The organism is Staphylococcus sp. KUGN1 (assembly GCF_045984185.1).
GTDB classification, from domain to species: domain Bacteria; phylum Bacillota; class Bacilli; order Staphylococcales; family Staphylococcaceae; genus Staphylococcus; species Staphylococcus warneri_A.
The window spans coordinates 1-18,411 of the sequence record NZ_JBJQIL010000008.1 but is presented as its reverse complement, the minus strand read 5'-3'; the positions used below and the strand labels follow the sequence as shown (position 1 = coordinate 18,411).

At 30.9% G+C, this 18,411-nt stretch carries 19 protein-coding genes and 2 pseudogenes; 11 read left to right on the top strand and 10 right to left on the bottom strand.

The window, feature by feature from the left end; translation table 11 throughout:
- Positions 1-112: 112 nt before the first annotated feature.
- The 11 genes and pseudogenes from ACJQQZ_RS11955 to ACJQQZ_RS11905 all read left to right on the top strand — a co-directional run bounded on the left by ACJQQZ_RS11955 (position 113) and on the right by ACJQQZ_RS11905 (position 6,855).
- A complete protein-coding gene (locus ACJQQZ_RS11955) occupies positions 113-307 on the top strand; it encodes a hypothetical protein (RefSeq protein ID WP_029056259.1) in 195 nt (64 codons plus the stop codon).
- A 45-nt stretch (positions 308-352) separates the two neighbouring features.
- Positions 353-673, top strand: coding sequence for an ArsR/SmtB family transcription factor (locus ACJQQZ_RS11950; protein ID WP_002449352.1), 321 nt, complete (start codon positions 353-355; stop codon positions 671-673).
- An 87-nt stretch (positions 674-760) separates the two neighbouring features.
- Positions 761-1,645, top strand: a complete 885-nt coding sequence (locus tag ACJQQZ_RS11945; RefSeq protein ID WP_408023163.1) for a permease — start codon at positions 761-763, stop codon at positions 1,643-1,645.
- A 13-nt stretch (positions 1,646-1,658) separates the two neighbouring features.
- Positions 1,659-1,787 (top strand): hypothetical protein, encoded by a 129-nt coding sequence (locus ACJQQZ_RS11940; RefSeq protein WP_002449516.1) that lies wholly within the window; start codon positions 1,659-1,661, stop codon positions 1,785-1,787.
- Positions 1,788-2,003: 216 nt separating this feature from the next.
- Positions 2,004-2,628, top strand: a pseudogene (gene tnpA, locus ACJQQZ_RS11935) (IS200/IS605 family transposase); the annotation flags it as partial.
- A 105-nt stretch (positions 2,629-2,733) separates the two neighbouring features.
- Entirely contained in the window at positions 2,734-3,360 is a 627-nt protein-coding gene (locus ACJQQZ_RS11930) for an NADP-dependent oxidoreductase (protein ID WP_408023165.1), read from the top strand.
- A 337-nt stretch (positions 3,361-3,697) separates the two neighbouring features.
- The gene (locus tag ACJQQZ_RS11925; RefSeq protein ID WP_145506800.1) at positions 3,698-4,372 is read left to right on the top strand and encodes an IS6 family transposase; all 675 of its coding nucleotides are present in this window, start codon (positions 3,698-3,700) and stop codon (positions 4,370-4,372) included.
- A 388-nt stretch (positions 4,373-4,760) separates the two neighbouring features.
- Positions 4,761-5,378: a CadD family cadmium resistance transporter gene (locus ACJQQZ_RS11920; protein ID WP_145506803.1), complete on the top strand. Its 618-nt coding sequence runs from the start codon at positions 4,761-4,763 to the stop codon at positions 5,376-5,378.
- A gap of 18 nt (positions 5,379-5,396) precedes the next feature.
- Positions 5,397-5,744 carry an ArsR/SmtB family transcription factor gene (locus ACJQQZ_RS11915; protein ID WP_061815578.1) on the top strand — a complete coding sequence of 116 codons (348 nt, stop codon included), beginning with the start codon at positions 5,397-5,399 and terminating at the stop codon, positions 5,742-5,744.
- A 166-nt stretch (positions 5,745-5,910) separates the two neighbouring features.
- Positions 5,911-6,006, top strand: coding sequence for a type I toxin-antitoxin system Fst family toxin (locus ACJQQZ_RS11910; RefSeq protein ID WP_000493115.1), 96 nt, complete (start codon positions 5,911-5,913; stop codon positions 6,004-6,006).
- Between the two features lie 225 nt (positions 6,007-6,231).
- Positions 6,232-6,855 (top strand): nitroreductase family protein, encoded by a 624-nt coding sequence (locus ACJQQZ_RS11905; protein ID WP_116843025.1) that lies wholly within the window; start codon positions 6,232-6,234, stop codon positions 6,853-6,855.
- Positions 6,856-7,229: 374 nt separating this feature from the next.
- Here the strand turns inward: ACJQQZ_RS11905 and ACJQQZ_RS11900 are convergent, their stop codons facing one another.
- From ACJQQZ_RS11900 to budA, 10 genes and pseudogenes are all read right to left on the bottom strand, one after another.
- A complete protein-coding gene (locus ACJQQZ_RS11900; protein ID WP_145506805.1) occupies positions 7,230-7,778 on the bottom strand; it encodes a DUF1541 domain-containing protein in 549 nt (182 codons plus the stop codon).
- Between the two features lie 20 nt (positions 7,779-7,798).
- Positions 7,799-9,220: pseudogene (locus ACJQQZ_RS11895) on the bottom strand (multicopper oxidase family protein).
- A 16-nt stretch (positions 9,221-9,236) separates the two neighbouring features.
- The gene (locus ACJQQZ_RS11890) at positions 9,237-11,288 is read right to left on the bottom strand and encodes a heavy metal translocating P-type ATPase (protein WP_186364180.1); all 2,052 of its coding nucleotides are present in this window, start codon (positions 11,286-11,288) and stop codon (positions 9,237-9,239) included.
- Between the two features lie 212 nt (positions 11,289-11,500).
- A complete protein-coding gene (merA, locus tag ACJQQZ_RS11885; protein ID WP_145506809.1) occupies positions 11,501-12,826 on the bottom strand; it encodes a hypothiocyanous acid reductase MerA in 1,326 nt (441 codons plus the stop codon).
- Entirely contained in the window at positions 12,813-13,247 is a 435-nt protein-coding gene (gene hypR, locus ACJQQZ_RS11880; RefSeq protein WP_145506813.1) for a redox-sensitive transcriptional regulator HypR, read from the bottom strand. The genes merA and hypR overlap by 14 nt, the downstream gene beginning before the upstream one ends.
- A gap of 584 nt (positions 13,248-13,831) precedes the next feature.
- Positions 13,832-13,927, bottom strand: coding sequence for a type I toxin-antitoxin system Fst family toxin (locus tag ACJQQZ_RS11875; RefSeq protein ID WP_000889978.1), 96 nt, complete (start codon positions 13,925-13,927; stop codon positions 13,832-13,834).
- A gap of 295 nt (positions 13,928-14,222) precedes the next feature.
- Positions 14,223-14,333: an SE2200 family small protein gene (locus ACJQQZ_RS11870; protein ID WP_071561274.1), complete on the bottom strand. Its 111-nt coding sequence runs from the start codon at positions 14,331-14,333 to the stop codon at positions 14,223-14,225.
- Between the two features lie 25 nt (positions 14,334-14,358).
- A complete protein-coding gene (lqo, locus tag ACJQQZ_RS11865; protein WP_071561276.1) occupies positions 14,359-15,858 on the bottom strand; it encodes an L-lactate dehydrogenase (quinone) in 1,500 nt (499 codons plus the stop codon).
- A 132-nt stretch (positions 15,859-15,990) separates the two neighbouring features.
- Positions 15,991-17,595, bottom strand: a complete 1,605-nt coding sequence (locus tag ACJQQZ_RS11860) for an L-lactate permease (RefSeq protein ID WP_145506816.1) — start codon at positions 17,593-17,595, stop codon at positions 15,991-15,993.
- 34 nt (positions 17,596-17,629) lie between these two features.
- Positions 17,630-18,334 (bottom strand): acetolactate decarboxylase, encoded by a 705-nt coding sequence (budA, locus tag ACJQQZ_RS11855; protein ID WP_408023162.1) that lies wholly within the window; start codon positions 18,332-18,334, stop codon positions 17,630-17,632.
- Positions 18,335-18,411 lie beyond the last annotated feature (77 nt).

Genomic DNA, 18,411 nt, shown 5'->3' with positions numbered 1-18,411 from the left:
TATAGGTTTTCTTCTTGCGATAATATAGATATTGATTTATATTTAATATATCAAAAAAAATTGATGTATTAAATGATATAAAACTACGTTGACAATAAGGAGGCGTGCTTGATTGCGAGTAAACCATGCAAGTACTTTAACTGTTGGTTATTTTGTAAGTTATTTAAATCTTGTTATGCTATCAAGAGAAATCAATTTAAAAGAAGCTACAATGTATATGGAGAAGGAGTTCTTTAAAGGGAACATTAATCAGTATGGCGAATCAACAAAAAATAACTATAAACAAGCAATTCAAGAATTGAAATAAAGATAATATAAACTCAATGAAATATTATAAAAAGGATGGTCTTTTATGGAAGTTATTAAAGCAAAGACTGATATGAGTGAAGATCAACAATTTGACTTTTATGAAAATATGTTTAATGCGTTAGCTGATAAAATCAGATTAAAAATACTAAATCAAATTAGCCAAAGCTTCAATAAATCATTATGTGTATGTGATTTAGAAGAGTTATTAGATATAAAACAATCTAAACTTTCTTATCATTTAAAAAAATTAGTAGATGCAAATGTTCTTATTGCTGAAAAGCATGGCACATGGAATTATTATAAAATTAATGAGCAGCAAATACAGGTTGTTTTAAATGAAGATACTTGTTGTAAGATACTTTAAGTATCTTTTTTAATATAGTATTAATCAAATTTTTTTGATTAATACATCAAGAAATATTGATTAATTAAATTTGGAGGCATTATACTCATGTTAGATTCAATTATGGAATTTATAAAAACATTTGTGATGTTGTTTTTTGAATTATTAATACTATTCATCATCGTGAGCTTTATTGTAAGTTTAATTCAACAAGTAGTTTCGGAAGAAAAAATCAAAAGATTTTTGAGCAAGCCTAATCAAGCAATTAGTTATATATTGGGGATGGTGTTTGGTGCGATGACACCCTTTTGTTCTTGTTCTACAATTCCAATACTTGCAGGTCTATTAAATTCTAAAGTACCTTTTGGTCCAGCAATGAGTTTCTTAATATCTTCACCATTAATGAATCCATTAATGATATTTATGTTATGGGCCTTATTAGGTTGGAAAGTTGCTGTTATTTACTTTGTTGTACTAGCGATTTTTAGTATTTTAACGGGTCTAGTATTTTCAAAAATGAATTTAGTTAAAACTTACAAAGGTGTAAACGTTAAAGGAGATGGATTTTTTGCTAATAAACATGGATCTCGTTTTAAACAAGCATTAAATGATGCGTGGGCATTTTTATATCCAATGCTTCCTTACCTATTTATTGGTGTATTTATTGGAGTGTTCATATATGGATTTGTTCCCGAAACATTTATTACTAAATATGCGAGTGAAGGTGGCATTATATCCGTATTTATTGCTTCTATTATAGGTATTCCTATGTATATTAGACCTGAAACAATGTTACCTATAGCTGAAGCATTAGCTTCAAAAGGAATGTCGCTTGGGACAGTTGTTGCTTTGATCATTGGTGGTGCTGGTGCAAGTATTCCAGAAGTTATATTATTATCGAAACTATTCAAGAAAAAATTTGTAATCTCATTCGTTATCGCCATTTTAGTTGTAGCTATTTCTACAGGTTTGATGGTGAACATCGTTATTTAAAGGAGGTGAGATAATGGGGGTCAAAGACGTATTAAAAAAATTAAAACCTCAGGAACAATCTTGTTGTTCAGTAGAAATTGAAGAAAAAAAAGAGAAAAATGAAAAAGAGCAACAGGATAATAATTGTTGTTGTAACAATTAATTTAGAAGTCTGTAAAATATATGCTTCTAATAAATGAACGACAAATTCTAATGTAATAGTATGGAATTTGTCGTTCTTTCATTGTAAAAAGAAAACCATACGCTATGCGTATGGTTCAGAAAAGGTTCTACCGTTGTCACAAAAAAAGCAACTCTACGTGCTAGAATAAATATTGGTCAGCCAACCAAAATAATCAACACGAGGAGATGCTTTTTAATGTCATCCGACACAAACAGTTTAGCACATACAAAATGGAATTGTAAGTATCACATAGTCTTCGCTCCAAAATATAGAAGACAAGTAATATATGGGAAGATAAAGAAAGATATTCGAATTATTCTACGCCAATTATGTGAAAGAAAAGGTGTAGAAATTATTGAAGCAGAAGCATGTAAAGATCATATTCATATGTTAGTTAGCATTCCACCCAAAATAGGAGTGTCTTCATTTGTTGGATATCTAAAAGGTAAAAGTAGTTTAATGATTTTTGATAGACACGCTAATTTAAAATATAGATATGGAAATAGAAAGTTTTGGTGTAAAGGTTTTTATGTAGATACAGTAGGTAGAAATAAAAAAGTCATTGAAAATTACATTCGTAATCAATGGTATCCCTCAAGACGATGTATTTAGATTTGAAACAATAGAAACTCGAGAACCATATGCAGGTGAGATTCAAGTAGAATCCATTTATGTATCTGTAGATCCTTACATGAGAGGCAGAATGAATGATACAAAAAGTTATGTTCAACCTTTCCAAGTGAATGAGCCATTACAAGGTCATATTGTTGGAAAAGTCACACAATCGAAAGATGAACGTCTATCTGTGGGTGATTATGTCACAGGCATATTACCATGGAAAAAGATAAATACAGTGAATGGAGACGATGTGACCCCTGTTCCATCAAAAGATGTACCATTACATTTATATTTGAGTGTTTTAGGCATGCCGGGAATGACGGCCTATACAGGATTGCTTCAAATTGGTCAACCAAAATCTGGCGAGACGGTTGTCGTGTCAGCTGCATCCGGTGCGGTAGGCTCTGTCGTAGGACAAATTGCTAAGATTAAAGGCGCAAAAGTTGTCGGTATTGCTGGTGGTAAGCAGAAAACAGCATATTTAACAGATGAATTAGGATTTGATGCGGCCATTGATTATAAACAAGATGATTTCACGCAGCAACTCGAAGCGGCTGTACCAGATGGCATTGATGTGTATTTTGAAAATGTAGGCGGCGCAATTTCTGATGAAGTGTTTAAACACTTAAATCAATTTGCACGCGTTCCGGTATGTGGTGCAATTTCAGCATATAATAATGAAAAAGACGATATTGGACCACGTATCCAAGGAACGTTGATTAAAAATCAAGCATTGATGCAAGGTTTTGTAGTAGCCCAATTCGCTGATCATTTTAAAGAAGCAAGCGAACAACTCGCACAATGGGTGTCTGAAGGTAAAATTAAATTTGAAGTGACGATAGATGAAGGTTTTGACAATTTACCTTCTGCATTCAGAAAGTTATTTACAGGTGATAATTTCGGTAAACAAGTTGTCAAAATCAAAGAAGAATAGTACAAAAATTGCAACACCAATTGTTATAAATGAGTTGTATATATTATCACCAATTAAGAGTATTTAAATATCTTATCTTCTTAATCATTATTATTTATTCTATTTACAATTCTTCACTAACTAGTGTTATAATTTACCTAACAAACTGTTTATAAGAATAAAATAGAGAGACGTTAGTGAGTCAATAAATGTTTTCAATATTATATTCTGGGTAAATGGAAAATTAGATAATAAGCATTTATATTTATAAAGCCTTGTTCTTTTAGAACAAGGCTTTATAGGTTCTGTTGCAAAGTTAATTTTATAGTATAATTTTAACAAAAAAGGAGCGTTCTCTATGAATTATTTTAGATATAAGCAATTTAATAAAGATGTAATAACTGTAGCCGTTGGCTATTACTTAAGATACGCGCTTAGTTATCGTGATATATCTGAAATACTAAGAGAACGCGGCGTTAACGTTCATCATTCAACGATCTACCGTTGGGTTCAAGAATATGCTCCTATTTTGTATAAAATTTGGAAGAAAAAGCATAAAAAAGCTTATTATAAATGGCGCGTTGATGAGACATACATTAAAATAAAAGGAAAATGGTGCTATTTATATCGTGCCATTGATGCAGATGGTCATACATTGGATATTTGGTTACGTAAGAAACGAGATAATCATTCAGCATATGCGTTTATTAAGCGACTTATTAAACAATTTGGTAAACCTCAAATGATAATTACAGACCAGGCACCTTCGACGAAGGTGGCAATGTCTAAGTTGATTAAAGATTTTAAACTTAATCCCGACTGTCATTGTACATCTAAATATCTTAATAACCTCATTGAGCAGGATCACCGTCATATTAAAGTGAGAAAGACGAGATATCAAAGCGTCAATACGGCAAAGAATACACTCAAAGGTATTGAATGTATTTATGGTCTATATAAAAAGAACCGTAGGTCTCTTCAGATTTACGGATTTTCGCCGTGCTACGAAATTAATCACATGTTGGCCAGTTAAGGGAATACTACCATGTTAAAATGATAATTAGTTATATTTTTTCTGACTTTGCAACAGAACCTTATTTTTCCTTAGCATTCCACCAAACAATCCGATTTAACCACTATTTTTTTCGAATTATCAAAATGCTAATTCCACTATATATTCCGAAGACCCATTTTTAATAAGTCAACTAGATAATGTGCAATAAATTTTGGCGTATACATTAACTTTGGTTTAAAGAAAACATTTAAAATTCATGATTATATGCCAACCATTCGACTATTTTTTGAGTTTGTTAAAAGTTCCGAGGCTCAACGTCAATAAAGCAATTGGAATAAAGCACCTATGATTATTAAAAAAAATAAGTTATAATATATTCAAAAATATTTTTGAATGAGGTGTAATTATGATTCAGACTATTGTAACTGCTGCTGTTCTTTATATTGCGACAGCATTAGACTTATTAGTGATTTTATTAATGTTCTTTGCTAGAGCAAAGACTAGGAAAGAATATCGAGATATTTATATTGGTCAATATGTAGGATCTGTGGCATTGATTGTCATAAGTTTATTCTTTGCCTTTGTCTTAAATTATGTTCCTGAAAAATGGATATTAGGATTATTAGGGTTAATACCGATTTATTTAGGAATTAAAGTGGCTATTTATGGTGATAGTGACGGAGAAGAGAGAGCTAAAAAAGAATTGAATGAAAAAGGATTGTCTAAATTAGTTGGTACGATTGCAATTGTTACGATAGCAAGTTGTGGTGCTGATAATATCGGTTTATTTGTTCCCTATTTTGTGACATTAAGTGTTACTAATTTATTAATTACTTTGTTTGTCTTTTTAATTTTAATTTTCTTCTTGGTATTTACTGCACAAAAATTAGCTGATATTCCAGGAGTTGGAGAAATTGTTGAGAAATTTGGTCGTTGGATTATGGCTGTTATTTATATAGCTTTAGGTTTATTTATCATTATAGAAAATGACACTATTCAAACAATTTTAGGATTTATATTTTAATTTAGGGTGTGATTTCATATGAGTTATGAAAATGCTTGTGATGTGATTTGTGTACATGAGGATAAAGTTAACAATGCTTTAAGTTTTTTAGAAGATGATAAATCTAAGAAATTACTTAACATTTTAGAAAAGATTTGTGATGAGAAGAAATTGAAAATTATATTATCTTTGATTAAAGAAGATGAGTTGTGTGTTTGTGATATTTCTGTGATATTGAAAATGAGTGTTGCTTCAACTTCACATCATTTAAGACTTTTATATAAAAATGATGTACTTGATTTTTATAAAAAGGGAAAGATGGCATATTATTTTATTAAAGACGATGAAATAAGAGAGTTTTTCTCTAAAAATCAGAAGGGTTTTTGAAACGAGTGAAACGAGTTTCTTCTTGTCTTGATACTATAAAAATAAGCAAAGATATAACATAAAATGACTTATCGGAAGCCATCTGTAACTCAATTATTAGAAATGGTATAATACAAAAGTCGTCGTTCACTTCTGTGCTGTATTTAGCATGGAAGGAGGTGACATCATGTTCAGTACACTATTTGTAACTATTATAGCTCCTATCGTAGTAGGAGTTATACTCACATTATTTTCTCATTGGCTGAATAATCGTGAGAAGTAATTTAGCGGCGACATATATAGCTAATACACCAAAAGAGCCCAATAACTATTCGCAGTAGTTATCGGGCTCGGTGTTTATCATGCTAGTACACTATTTGTTAACTAAATTATAACACTGGTTAGTGGAGAAATGCAAAATCATAAAATTTAGTGAAAAGAAGTATTTGGTTATAAAGTATTTTAAGTCTATAATTTTAAATAGACACTAAAGAAAGAAAGTTAAGTGATGCTAAAAGAGTTTAATGAAATTTTAGAGCAAAGAAAATCTGTAAAAGAATTTGATCCTAATTATAAAATTCCACATAAAGAAATGGATGAAATGATTGTGAAAGCAACAAAAGCGCCTTCTTCAGTAAATATGCAACCTTGGCGTTTTGTTGTAGTAGAAAGTGATGAGGCTAAAGAGAAATTACGTCCATTAATTAAATTTAATACAAAACAAAATGATACATCTTCAGCAATGGTAATCATTTTTGGTGATTTACAATGTTATGAAGAAGGTGAGTTTATATATGAACAGGCTGTTAAAAATGGTCATATGCCTCAAGAAGTAAAAGAACAAATGTTACCTCTTGTTTTAGAAAACTATAAAAGCCATACACGTCAAAGTATGAATGATATTGTTAAAGTAGATAGTAGTTTAGCTGCAATGCAATTTATGTTAGTTGCAAAACAATATGGCTATGATACTAATCCAATTGGTGGTTTTGAACATGAAGAAATTGGTAAAACGTTTGGTTATGATTTGGATCGTTATGTTCCAGTAATGATTGTTGCAATTGGGAAAAAAGCTAAAGAAGCATATAATTCATATAGAATGCCAGTTGAAAAAGTCTTAGAGTATAAGTAAATTAATAGTATTTATATTATTAATATAGCTATTGGGTTGTTTAAGGTACACTCTAATCATATATATATAGTTGTTGAATTTATAGCAACTGTGACTTTACCTGCTAATTTAGAATAACTTTTCTTGATAAACGAGAAAGCTCAATACATTCACTATTCTATTTTATATTTTTCGAATTCCATTGATAAATTATAAAAGATCCCCTCATTTTCATAAAAATCATTTAATTTTTCTAAACAAATGGCCACTCTCATTATTGTGGATATGAGAGTGACCATAAATTTTATTTGTTTACTTGTCTATTTAACAAAGGGGATTCTCATTGCATTTATCAATCACTAACTAAATACTTTAAAGAACTAAAATGAAAGATATTAACGAGATTTAAGTTCGTCAGTTGTCATCCATTTGTGATTTTTAACCATTTTATCGTTTTCGGTTGATTTATAATCCACCATATAAACGGTTGTTTTTTCTACATCATCAATTTGAGCTTCTGCACCTTTCATACCAGGCATATGGTCAGCTTCTAATTTAACTGTATCACCTTTTTTAAATCCATTTTTAGGGGCATCTGCAACTTCTTCATTAACGACCCATTTGTGGTTATTTACTTTCTTATCACCATTTTCAGGTGTATAACTCACTACATAAGCATAGGTTTTGTAAGCACCTTTAACTGTCCCTTTAGCATTTTTCATGCCGGGCATATGTCCTGCTGTAATAGTAACTTCATCCCCTTTTTTAAATTTACTATCGTCTGTACGCTTCATATCATCTGGAGTCTTGCTTTCACTTTTATGTTCTATGTGTTCTTCTTCTTTTTTATCTTTAGAACCATTATTTTCTTCTTTACTATCCGTTGAGCAAGCTGATAATACTAATCCTGATGCTAATATAATAAATCCTAATTTTTTATACATATTTTAAAATTCCTTATTAATTATTTTGTTACTTTTACTTGTCCCATCATGCCATTATCTTCATGTTCAAGAATTTGACAATGGAACATATATGTTCCACTGTTTTTAAAAACAACTTCTATTTTGGTTTTTTGACCAGGTTTTAACGATATAACGTCTGTTTTTCCTCTCATATCTTTTGGAGGTGCTTTCCCATCCACTGATACAACTTTAAATTGGGTTCCATGGATATGAAAGGGATGCTTCATACCTCCCATTTTGTCTTTAACATTCTCAATTTCTCAAATCTCTTTTTGATTTTTCTTTTGTGTAAAATCTATTCTGTCAGGGTCGTACTTTTTATCATTAATAGTAACCTTATCATCCATACCTTCTAGTTTGATTTTCTTGTCTACTTTAGAAGTTGTCTCTTTATTATCTTTCGATTCTTTGTAATTTATTGGTAAAACCACGGTATCTTCGTTATCAACAAGATCAACTTCTTCACCTTTAATTTTAGATAAATCGACTATTATTTCTTTCAGAAGGCACTAGATTGATTTCATTTAACTGTTGTTTTTCCTCTAAATAACTACTATCAAAGGTAATGTATTCAAAACTTTGGTTGTTACTTAATTTAAGGTTTAAATCTCGAGCGTTAGAACCATTTAAAAGTCTTAAACGAACTTTTCCTTCTTTGGTTGTTAGTTTAGGATTTACTTTCCCATTAACAACTACTATATCACCTTGAGTCCCATCTATATCTTTTGTTTTTGAATAATTTAATTTTTTTGATATAAATGTTTTATCTTGAATAACTATCGGTAAATCATTTTCCCCATATTCATTAGGGTAATTTAAATTTTCATTATCTTCTATATATAATAAGCCAGATAATCCATTGTAAACTTGCTTAGCAGTATTTGGAGAAGGATGAGGGTGATACCATAAAGTGGCAGCTTCTTGTTCGACTTCAAACTTAATTATTTTTTCTTCCCCTGGTTTTATAACCTGAGAAGGGCCACCATCTACTTTTCCATCTATCTCAAGACCATGCCAATGAAATGTCGTATTTTCATCTAAATTATTAACTAATTTAATTTTTACTTTTTCACCTTTTATAAGTTTTAAAGTTGGCCCAAGTATACTTCCATTATAACATAAAGTATCAGAAACGCTTCCTTTATAAAATTCTGCCTTCCCTTCCTGAGCCTTTAATATATAATTCTCATAACCATCTTTATCTTTTTCTGACTTTAAAACTTTAAGAAAAGTTATTACATTTTCTCCTTGTGAAGAATTAAGTTTTTTCTTTCATCATGTCCTCCCATATCCATTTCATCATTCTGTTTTTGTTTGTCTTCTGTCATATTCATGTTCTGCTTACTTTCTGCTAATATATCATTAGATAATATAAGTAACATGGAAAACAAAGCAGCAAGAACTGTAAATATTTTTTTCATCCATTTTACACCTCTTTTATTTTAATTTTAAAGTAAAGGCATTAATTGCAACGATAATTGTACTTAAGGACATTAAAATAGCACCTATTGCAGGTGATAAAATCAAGCCAATAAATGCTAAAATACCAGCTGCTAAAGGTACAGCAACAATATTATAACCTGCACCCCACCATAAGTTTTGCACCATTTTTCTCATAGTATTATTTGAAAGGGTCAAGAAATGAATAATATCTAATGGATTACTTTTAACAAGTATGATATCACCTGAATCCACTGCAACATCTGTGCCTGCACCAATTGCTATACCAATATCGGCTCTTATAAGACTCGGCGCATCGTTGATACCGTCTCCGACCATCATGACTTTATTACCGTCACTTTGATAATCTTTTATAATGCTTTCCTTATCTTCTGGCATGAGTTGTGCGTGGACATCACTAATACCTAATTCTTTTGCGACAGCGTGTGCCACTTCATTATTGTCACCTGTAAGCATGACTGGTGTAATATTTCTTGATAGTAAATCAGCTACCATTTGTTTTGAGCTTTCTTTAATTTGATCTCCTTGAGCAATCATGCCAATGACTTGTTGATCCTCAATTAAATAACTGATTGAATTACCTTGTTGAGCTAATTTAGTAAACAAGTCATTGTCATAATTAAGTTTATGTTTATCAAGATAAGAGACATTTGTTATTTTATATGTTTTATTATCAATTAGACCTTCTAATCCGACACCTGGAATATTATTAACGTCTTGTGGGTTAGTAAATGAAACATTTTTACTTTTCGCAAAATCAACAATACTTATAGCTAATGGGTGATTAGATTGACTTTCTAATGAGGCGAAAAGGCTTAATATTGTATCATTACTCAAATCATTTTTAAAGCTCTCATAATGATTCACAGAAAAGTTACCCTCAGTTAAAGTACCAGTTTTATCCATCATTACATAATCGATATGTTGAGCTATTTCTACAGACTCTCTATTTTTAATAATTAAACCATTATGTGCACCAATTGAAGTAGAACGTGCAGTGACTAAAGGTATTGCCAAGCCTAAAGCATGTGGACAAGCAATGACTAACACAGTTACAAGACGTTCTAATGCAAAATCAACATCATTTTGAATGAGCATCCAGACAATAAAAGAAATCACGCCAACACTTACAGCAAAGTAGAATAAATAACCCGCCACTTTATCAGATAACAATTCAGCACTAGATTTATCATTTTGTGCTTGATTAACAAGTCCCATAACTTGAGAAAGATATCCATCTTCTCCAACAGCTGTAACCTTGACTTGTATTGTTCCAGACCCATTAATAGAACCCCCGATGACGTTGTCATTTTGATTTTTTTGTACTTTTTTAGATTCTCCAGTGACTAGAGATTCATCTATAGATGTTTGTCCTTGAACGATAATACCATCTGTTGGAATACTTTCTCCGGCTTTTACTTCGACGATATCATCAGTCATGATGTCTGATATTTTAACTTCTTCACGTTGGCCATTATCCATAACTTTAATAGCACTATTAGGTAACAGTTCTGCCATTTTCTTTAAAGCATCTCCAGCATTTCCGACAGCATTCATTTCTATCCAATGTCCTAATAGCATAATTAAAATTAAGGTTGCTAATTCCCAAAAAAAGTCCATTGTATGACCAGTTGCACTACTAAAGTTATTCATATAAAAAGCATACAAGCTATAAATATAAGCTACTGAAATACCTAGGGCAACTAAGGTCATCATACCTGGTTTTTTTGTAGCAATTTCATCTTTACCACCAGACAAGAACGGTTTACCACCATAAAAGAATAAAATTGTACTTAATATTAACACTACCCATTCAGAACCTGGAAATGTGAATTGAAAAGGTAATTTAACGCCCATCATTGGCGATAAAAGAATGATAGGTATTGCAAAAATTAATGAAACAAAAAACTTAGCTTTAAAATTCCCATGATGATGTGCATGGCCACTATGATGATTATGGTTTTCGTGATGATCATGATTTTCATGGCTAGTATGAATCATATGATGCTGTGAGTCTCTATTATCCATCAAATTGATTCCTCCAATTTATAAAAATCTATAGGTAATATAATCAGTTCATATTATATACCCAGTAGGGGTAAGTAAAAACGAATTGATTTCCAAAATAATTAGAAAATACATATCGCTTAATCGAATAAATTCATATTTTAATATTATAAATCAAGATATATACTATCATTTAAAGTTATTTATATTGATTTTAATTGAATTAATACTATTTAAATATTAAATAAATCATTAAATGATTCTATCATTGTTGGATGGGTATAAATATTGTCTCTTAAAATTGTATAGTCAATATCTTGATCAATAGCAAGTTTAATAATATTTATCATTTCTTCAGATTGTAGTCCATATAGTGTAGCTCCTAATATTTTATTTGTTTTAGTATCTATCACTACTTTAAACAGGCCTCTAGTGTCATTATTGATTTTGTGTCTTGGTATATTATTAACTGGAAGCTTACCTTCTTTAATATTATAACCTTGTTCTTTCGCTTCTTTAGCCGTTAAACCAATACGAGATAATGGTGGGTCTATAAATACAGTATATGGTATTGACCCTCTATTCTCTGTAGTACGCTCACCTGAACCTAATAATTGGTCGTTAACAATTCTAAAATCATCTAAAGAAATATAAGTGAATTGCATGCCCCCTTTAACATCACCAATCGTATAGATATGATTAACGTCAGTTTTCAGTTGATTATCAACTTTAATTTCGCCACGTTCACCAAGTTTAATATCAGTATTTTCTAAATTTAAGTCTTCCGTATTTGGTTTTCTACCAATTGCGAGTAGAACTGCATCTGCTTCAATATCGCCTCTATTCGTTTTTACGACAGTATGATCATCTTGATCTTCAAATGCTGAAGTTTGAGTATCTAGCACAATTTTTACATCTTTATCTTCTAAGTCTTTAATTACATGAGAAACGATTTCTTCATCTTCTTTTGGCATTAGTCTTTCTTTCATTTCTAATACAGTCACTTCTGTCCCAAAGTTGGCAAACATAGATGCAAATTCTAAAGAAATATAACCTCCACCCACAATAACCAGTCGTTTAGGCTTCTCATTTAAATTCATGATACCAGTAGAATCGTATAAATATTTTGATTTTTGAATGCCTTGGATACCTGGAATAACAGGTGTTGCTCCTGTATTTATAACGATGTTATTTGCTGTTAAAGTATCTATGACTTTACCTTGTTCGTCTAATAAATTTACTTCAGTATTTGATTTAAAGACAGCTTTATTATCTAATACTGTTATATTTTTATCATCTGCTAAATTATGGTAGTTCTTTTTGTTAAGTGAGGTCACAACTTCTTCTTTACGATGTAATGATTGATTGAATGAACCACTTTCTAATCCTTCATGTATTAATGTTTTAGATGGGATACACCCTATGTTGATACATGTACCTCCATACATTTTTTGAGATTTTTCAACTACTGCTACTTTCATTCCTTGTGCTGATGCACTTTTAGCAAGTGTTTTACCACCTTTGCCAAATCCTAAAATTAATAAATCATACTTTTTCATTGTATCCCTCCATTAAAATTTTATTTAGTATATCTTCAATTGATATATTTTGATAGAATGCTTCTAAAATTCTAAACTCTTCGTAATGATATTCTGACATAACATGACTCATTTGATTTGAAATTTCACATTCACTTTCTTTAGTTCCTGTGTAAATTCTTCCAAACGATTTATTAGTGGCGAATAATCTAAATAATTCTGCTAAGGATGCATTCAAAACATTACCTTTCACACTATAACCGCCATACTTCCCTTTTTTCGCTGTAATATAATCACTTTCTGATAATTGACTCATAACTCTTCTTAGTTGAACTGGATTTACACAAACTTTCTTTGATAGTTCGGTACTACTGAACTTTTCATAAGAATGCCTACTTAAAAAAACTAGTACATGGACTGCGATATTAAACTCTAAATTCAATGAAGTACCTCCAAATTTCAAAAGAAACTTTTATAGTTACATTTAATCACATTAATTTATAGAGTACAAATAAAATGGAATGTAATTTATTTCAACTTTTTATTTATCTTAAAAATTCTTTTTAGATTCTAACAATTTGTTTATTTGAGATATTGGAATATTAATAGAGACAATATGATTAACTAAAATTGATTTTTAATTAATAGAAATATTAAGAGTTTATATGATGAGATTTAGTAGTTAGTGAAAAAATGATTCTGTTACAAAGTAAAAATACTGTAATAATGAAAATCAAATAAACACTTATTATAATTACTATGAATTAGTTAAAAATAATAAGGATTTATTAAAATTACTAAAGTTAAAAGGAATTCATTTCGAAAATTCTTTAAGAAATGATTCTCTTTATAGCGAACAATACGAAGTATTTAGAAATTTACTTTAGTATGATTAGTCTGAATACATGGTTTTGCATTTCTCTACTAACCAGTGTTATAATTTAGTTAACAAGGAAACTAGCATAGATGCACCAATCCCCTCACTACGGCAATAGTGAGGGGATTTTTAGGTGTGGCTATAGTCGCCTATTTATTATTGCGATTACGTAGCCAATGCGTAAATAACGCAATAATACAACCACTGATGACTGTGGTCGTGATGTGAACAAGGATTTCTAACATAGATTAGCACCTCCTCTCTGCGTCTGAATTGACGCCTGAGAGATAGGCGACCTTTATATTATATCATCTGTAATGGGTGAGTTACAGATAACTTCCGATAAGTCATCTTACGTAGTGTTTTAAAACAGCTAGATTTCTTATAGTACTATACTTACAGAATCATAAAACTCTATCAATGAAAAAAGAGATCTCATATATGAGATCTCTTTTTAATATCACTAAAAATTGAATTTGGCTTTATAAAACTAATATACGTAATAATTTTTATAAATATTATGAAATAAATATTTTGACTCTAATATTCTATGTTTGGTGCTTGGTTTACATGTTTTTGGTAACGTTTGAGTGCACAAAAACCAATAGTACTAATAATTGTTACTATTAATAATTTTTTCACGCTTAACATTCCTTTTTTAGCATTGTATTGTAGTCTACTTATTGCTTTGATAGTAATTTAATTCTAAATCTTTTGATGTCTGTTGACGGATTTTTTTCATTAACGCAGTATCATTAATGAGTGATTTACCATAAGATGGAATCATTTTTTGTATTTTAGGCATCCATTCAGATTCATATTCAGGGAAGTTTTTCTCAAGTACTTCTAAAGCTACAGATACTGAAGTTGATGCTCCTGGAGACTCTCCTAATAAAGCTATTACCGAATGATCTTCAGAATTAACAACTTCTGTACCAAACTGAATAAATCCTTTACCATATTCGGGAGTATCTTTAATCACTTGTACACGTTTGCCTGCAGTGTATAACTGCCAATCTTCATCACGTGCTTCTGGATAAAATGTACGTAAATGATTCATACAACCTTCTTTAGTCATTAATATTTGATCAAATGAATATTTGATTAAAGGTAGGTTTTTAGCAGCAGCAGATAATAATGTTGTAATATTATATGGTTTGACTGATTTAAATAAATCAAGATTAGAACCATTTTTTAAGAACTTAGGACCCACACTAGCGAATGGACCGAATAATAATGTACGTTCACCATCAATATATCGAGTATCCAAGTGAGGTACTGTCATAGGCGGTGTGCCAGGTGGTTCTTTACCGTAAACTTTGGCATCGTGTTGGGCTATAATGTCTGGGTTAGTACAAATTAAAAATTGTCCTGTAATAGGGAATCCACCCAAATGTTTACTTTCTGGAATTCCAGTTTTTTGTAATAGTGGAATAGCGCCACCACCAGCACCAATAAATACATAATCAGCAAGTTCAGTTTGAACATCACCGCTGTTACGTTGACGCACTTTAATTTCCCATTTACCATCTTTTCGATGGTTAAAGTCTATTACTTCATGATTATATTGGACATTGGCATTAGGATGTTGTTCAATGTTTTTAGCCATTTTACGAGTAAGCTCTCCAAAGTTAACGTCTGTACCTTCGTTAATCTTACTAGCAGCCATAATATCACTTGAGCTATGACCCTCCATCATTAATGGAACCCATTTTCTCATCTCTTCAATATCTTCTGTATATTCAATATTGTCGAACATTGGAAAATCCTTCATAGCATGATAACGATCCTTTAAGAATTGAACGTTATTTTTACCTCTAACAAAACTAATGTGAGGTAATGGTTGAATAAATTCTTTAGGGTTAGAAATACTATTATTTTTAACTAAATGACCCCAAAATTGTTTTGAAATCTCAAACTGTTCATTAATTTCTTTTGCTTTTTCTATATCAATTGATCCATCAGGTTGTTTCACTGTATAGTTCAATTCACATAAAGCAGCATGACCAGTTCCAGCATTATGACGCTCATTTGAACTTTCGATACCAGGACGATCTAAACGTTCATATAGTTTTATATTCCAACTTGGTTCTAACTCTTTAAGCATAGAACTAAAAGTTGTGCTTAAAACACCAGCGCCAATAACAACAACTGTTTTTGACTCTTTTGTATTCATAATTGACTCCCTTCTTTTAAGTACAAATATTAGTATAATACAAAACATACAGAAATTAAAATACTTATTTTTAATAAGAACTATTCTTTTATGGAATAGATACATATTCTGTAATATTATTGTTATTTCTACTTAGCTTATTAATAAGCTAAGTAGAAATGTCCAGATGCATACAAATACTAATAATCCTATACTAAAACGCATTGTCATTTTCATTAATTGTGATTCATTTCCTACTTCATTAACTGCAGCAGTAGCTATAGCTATAGATTGAGGTGATACAATTTTAGCCGTAACACCACCAGCAACGTTAGCTGCCACAAGTAAGGACCCTTTAGCACCAATTTGTCCAGCAACAGAGGCTTGTATTGGAGCAAATAATGCATTGTTATTTACAACTGATCCAGTCATAAATACACCTATCCAACCTAAAACTGGTGATAATAGTGGAAATATAGATCCAGCTTTAGCAATACCTTGGCCCATAGCACTACTTAATCCGCCATAAGTCGTTACTTTAGATACAGCTAAGATAAAACATATTGTTAATACAGAAATCCATAGTTCTTTCACTGTTAATCCTAATAGTTTCCCAGCAATTTTAAAATTCATGTTATTTGCAATAATAATAGTCAAAATGGCTGTAATTAATATAGCTGTACCAGTTTGTGCAATAAAATTAAAAGTGAGTACATTTGGCGCGTGCGTTACATCATTCATCGTACCAGGTACATTAAAATTAATTACAAGAGAGTGTAATAGTCCTTTCTTTTCAAATAATCCTTTAAAGAATGATGAACTCCATATAAGTACAATAACAGTTAAAATGATGAAAGGACTCCATGCATAAACAATATTTTTGAATGAATGTTTAGTTACACGTTTAGGTTCTTCATTTTGTTGTAATCTAAATATGTTTTTAGGTTGAAACTTACTAGAGAATAATGCTAATACAACCATAGCTGCCAATCCAGGTATAATATCTGCAAGTTCAGGACCTGCAAATGATGTTATAATCACTTGTAAAAACGTATAAGTTACAGAAACAACTAAAATAGATGGTAATATCTCTTTAATACCTCTGAATCCATCAATCATAAATATTAATAAGAAAGGCACAAAAAAGCTAATAAACCCTAAAGTTAAATTACCAATTAGTGCTACCTCGGTAGCAGAAACATCACCTGATAAATTTAACGTATCAATAATAGCTACTGGAATTCCTACTGCACCGTAAGCCCCAGCAGCAGCATTGCCTACTAAACAATACATAGCTGCCTCTAAAGGTTTGAATCCCAGCTGCGTAAGTAATACAGCGCATATAGCAATTGGTACACCAAATCCGGCTGCGCCTTCTAAAAATGCATTAAATACAAAACCGATTAGTAATAATTGAATACGTTGATCTTGTGAAATACTAGCTATACTGTCTTTAACAATATCAAATTGACCACTTTTGGTAGAAATTTTATACAACCATACGGCCATAATAACTATAAAACCAATGGGAATAATACCTTGATAGAAACCTTCAAATGTGGCTCCTCCAGCAATGTTCAAAGGTAATTTAAAAACTAATAATGCTACTAATATTGTTATAATCAAAGTTGTTAATGCAGCATAAACACCTTTCATTTTAAATACTGTTAAACACAGTAAGAAAAGAATGATTGGTATAGCAGCAACGATTGAAGATAACAACAAATTATGAAATGGATCAAATGAATGCACTAACATAACAATTTATACTCCTCTTTTAATTTTTAAGATACTATTCTGCTTCTCTTATTTCTTCTGCAATATCTTTATAATCAATATCCGTCTTATTAAAGATTTCATCATTGATTGGGAAATGTTGTTCGAATGTTTCGAAGTTCTGAATCTCAACTTTAACATCTTCAACTTCAAAATCTAATACATGTCCACCAAAGTTGCGATCATCATTAGCAAAGTGTACATGGAATCCTGCTGAACCTACACCATGAAAGAGTTCTGGTGTAAAGAATCCAACTACTGATCCTTTGATATATGTCTCGGTTTGTTCAGGTTGTCTGCGTGCTGAATCAATCAAACGAGTGTATGGTGGTTCTTGACCAGGCATCATACGTACATGCATCATTTTAAACAATCCAGAAATTTTCACTGCTGAAAATAAATTTTCACTGAGCATTTTTTCTTTTATTTCATCAAAAACAGCTTCAGAAGTTTTATCCTTAGTTTGATATGTTGTATCTGCTGTGAATTTTGTCACTGTTGCATAAGGTGTTAACTCATCACCTTTTAGTTCAACAAATTCTTTATGTTCATTCGCATGATAGGCTTTACCATCTACAAATATCACTTCTCCATTAGAACCAGTTAATGTCGCAATACCTAGGTCACCATGTTCTAATAGTTCATTAATTGATGCAGTACCTTTTAATAGACCTGCCATCAATGTTCCTAATGTACCGTGTTGATATAAGATATTAGTCATAAAAGCTTCACTCCTCAATTACTATTTGATTATTAATTAAATGCATCAGGCAACATATTGGTTGAAAGTTTTACATT

Coding starts and splice junctions, on each gene's coding strand:
- ACJQQZ_RS11950 (WP_002449352.1), top strand. CDS start 353: ATGGAAGTTATTAAAGCAAAGACTGATATGAGTGAAGATCAACAATTT.
- ACJQQZ_RS11945 (WP_408023163.1), top strand. CDS start 761: ATGTTAGATTCAATTATGGAATTTATAAAAACATTTGTGATGTTGTTT.
- ACJQQZ_RS11940 (WP_002449516.1), top strand. CDS start 1,659: ATGGGGGTCAAAGACGTATTAAAAAAATTAAAACCTCAGGAACAATCT.
- ACJQQZ_RS11930 (WP_408023165.1), top strand. CDS start 2,734: ATGCCGGGAATGACGGCCTATACAGGATTGCTTCAAATTGGTCAACCA.
- ACJQQZ_RS11925 (WP_145506800.1), top strand. CDS start 3,698: ATGAATTATTTTAGATATAAGCAATTTAATAAAGATGTAATAACTGTA.
- ACJQQZ_RS11920 (WP_145506803.1), top strand. CDS start 4,761: ATGATTCAGACTATTGTAACTGCTGCTGTTCTTTATATTGCGACAGCA.
- ACJQQZ_RS11915 (WP_061815578.1), top strand. CDS start 5,397: ATGAGTTATGAAAATGCTTGTGATGTGATTTGTGTACATGAGGATAAA.
- ACJQQZ_RS11910 (WP_000493115.1), top strand. CDS start 5,911: ATGTTCAGTACACTATTTGTAACTATTATAGCTCCTATCGTAGTAGGA.
- ACJQQZ_RS11905 (WP_116843025.1), top strand. CDS start 6,232: ATGCTAAAAGAGTTTAATGAAATTTTAGAGCAAAGAAAATCTGTAAAA.
- ACJQQZ_RS11900 (WP_145506805.1), bottom strand. CDS start 7,778: ATGTATAAAAAATTAGGATTTATTATATTAGCATCAGGATTAGTATTA.
- ACJQQZ_RS11890 (WP_186364180.1), bottom strand. CDS start 11,288: ATGGATAATAGAGACTCACAGCATCATATGATTCATACTAGCCATGAA.
- merA (WP_145506809.1), bottom strand. CDS start 12,826: ATGAAAAAGTATGATTTATTAATTTTAGGATTTGGCAAAGGTGGTAAA.
- ACJQQZ_RS11875 (WP_000889978.1), bottom strand. CDS start 13,927: ATGTTAGAAATCCTTGTTCACATCACGACCACAGTCATCAGTGGTTGT.
- ACJQQZ_RS11870 (WP_071561274.1), bottom strand. CDS start 14,333: ATGTTAAGCGTGAAAAAATTATTAATAGTAACAATTATTAGTACTATT.
- lqo (WP_071561276.1), bottom strand. CDS start 15,858: ATGAATACAAAAGAGTCAAAAACAGTTGTTGTTATTGGCGCTGGTGTT.
- ACJQQZ_RS11860 (WP_145506816.1), bottom strand. CDS start 17,595: ATGTTAGTGCATTCATTTGATCCATTTCATAATTTGTTGTTATCTTCA.
- budA (WP_408023162.1), bottom strand. CDS start 18,334: ATGACTAATATCTTATATCAACACGGTACATTAGGAACATTGATGGCA.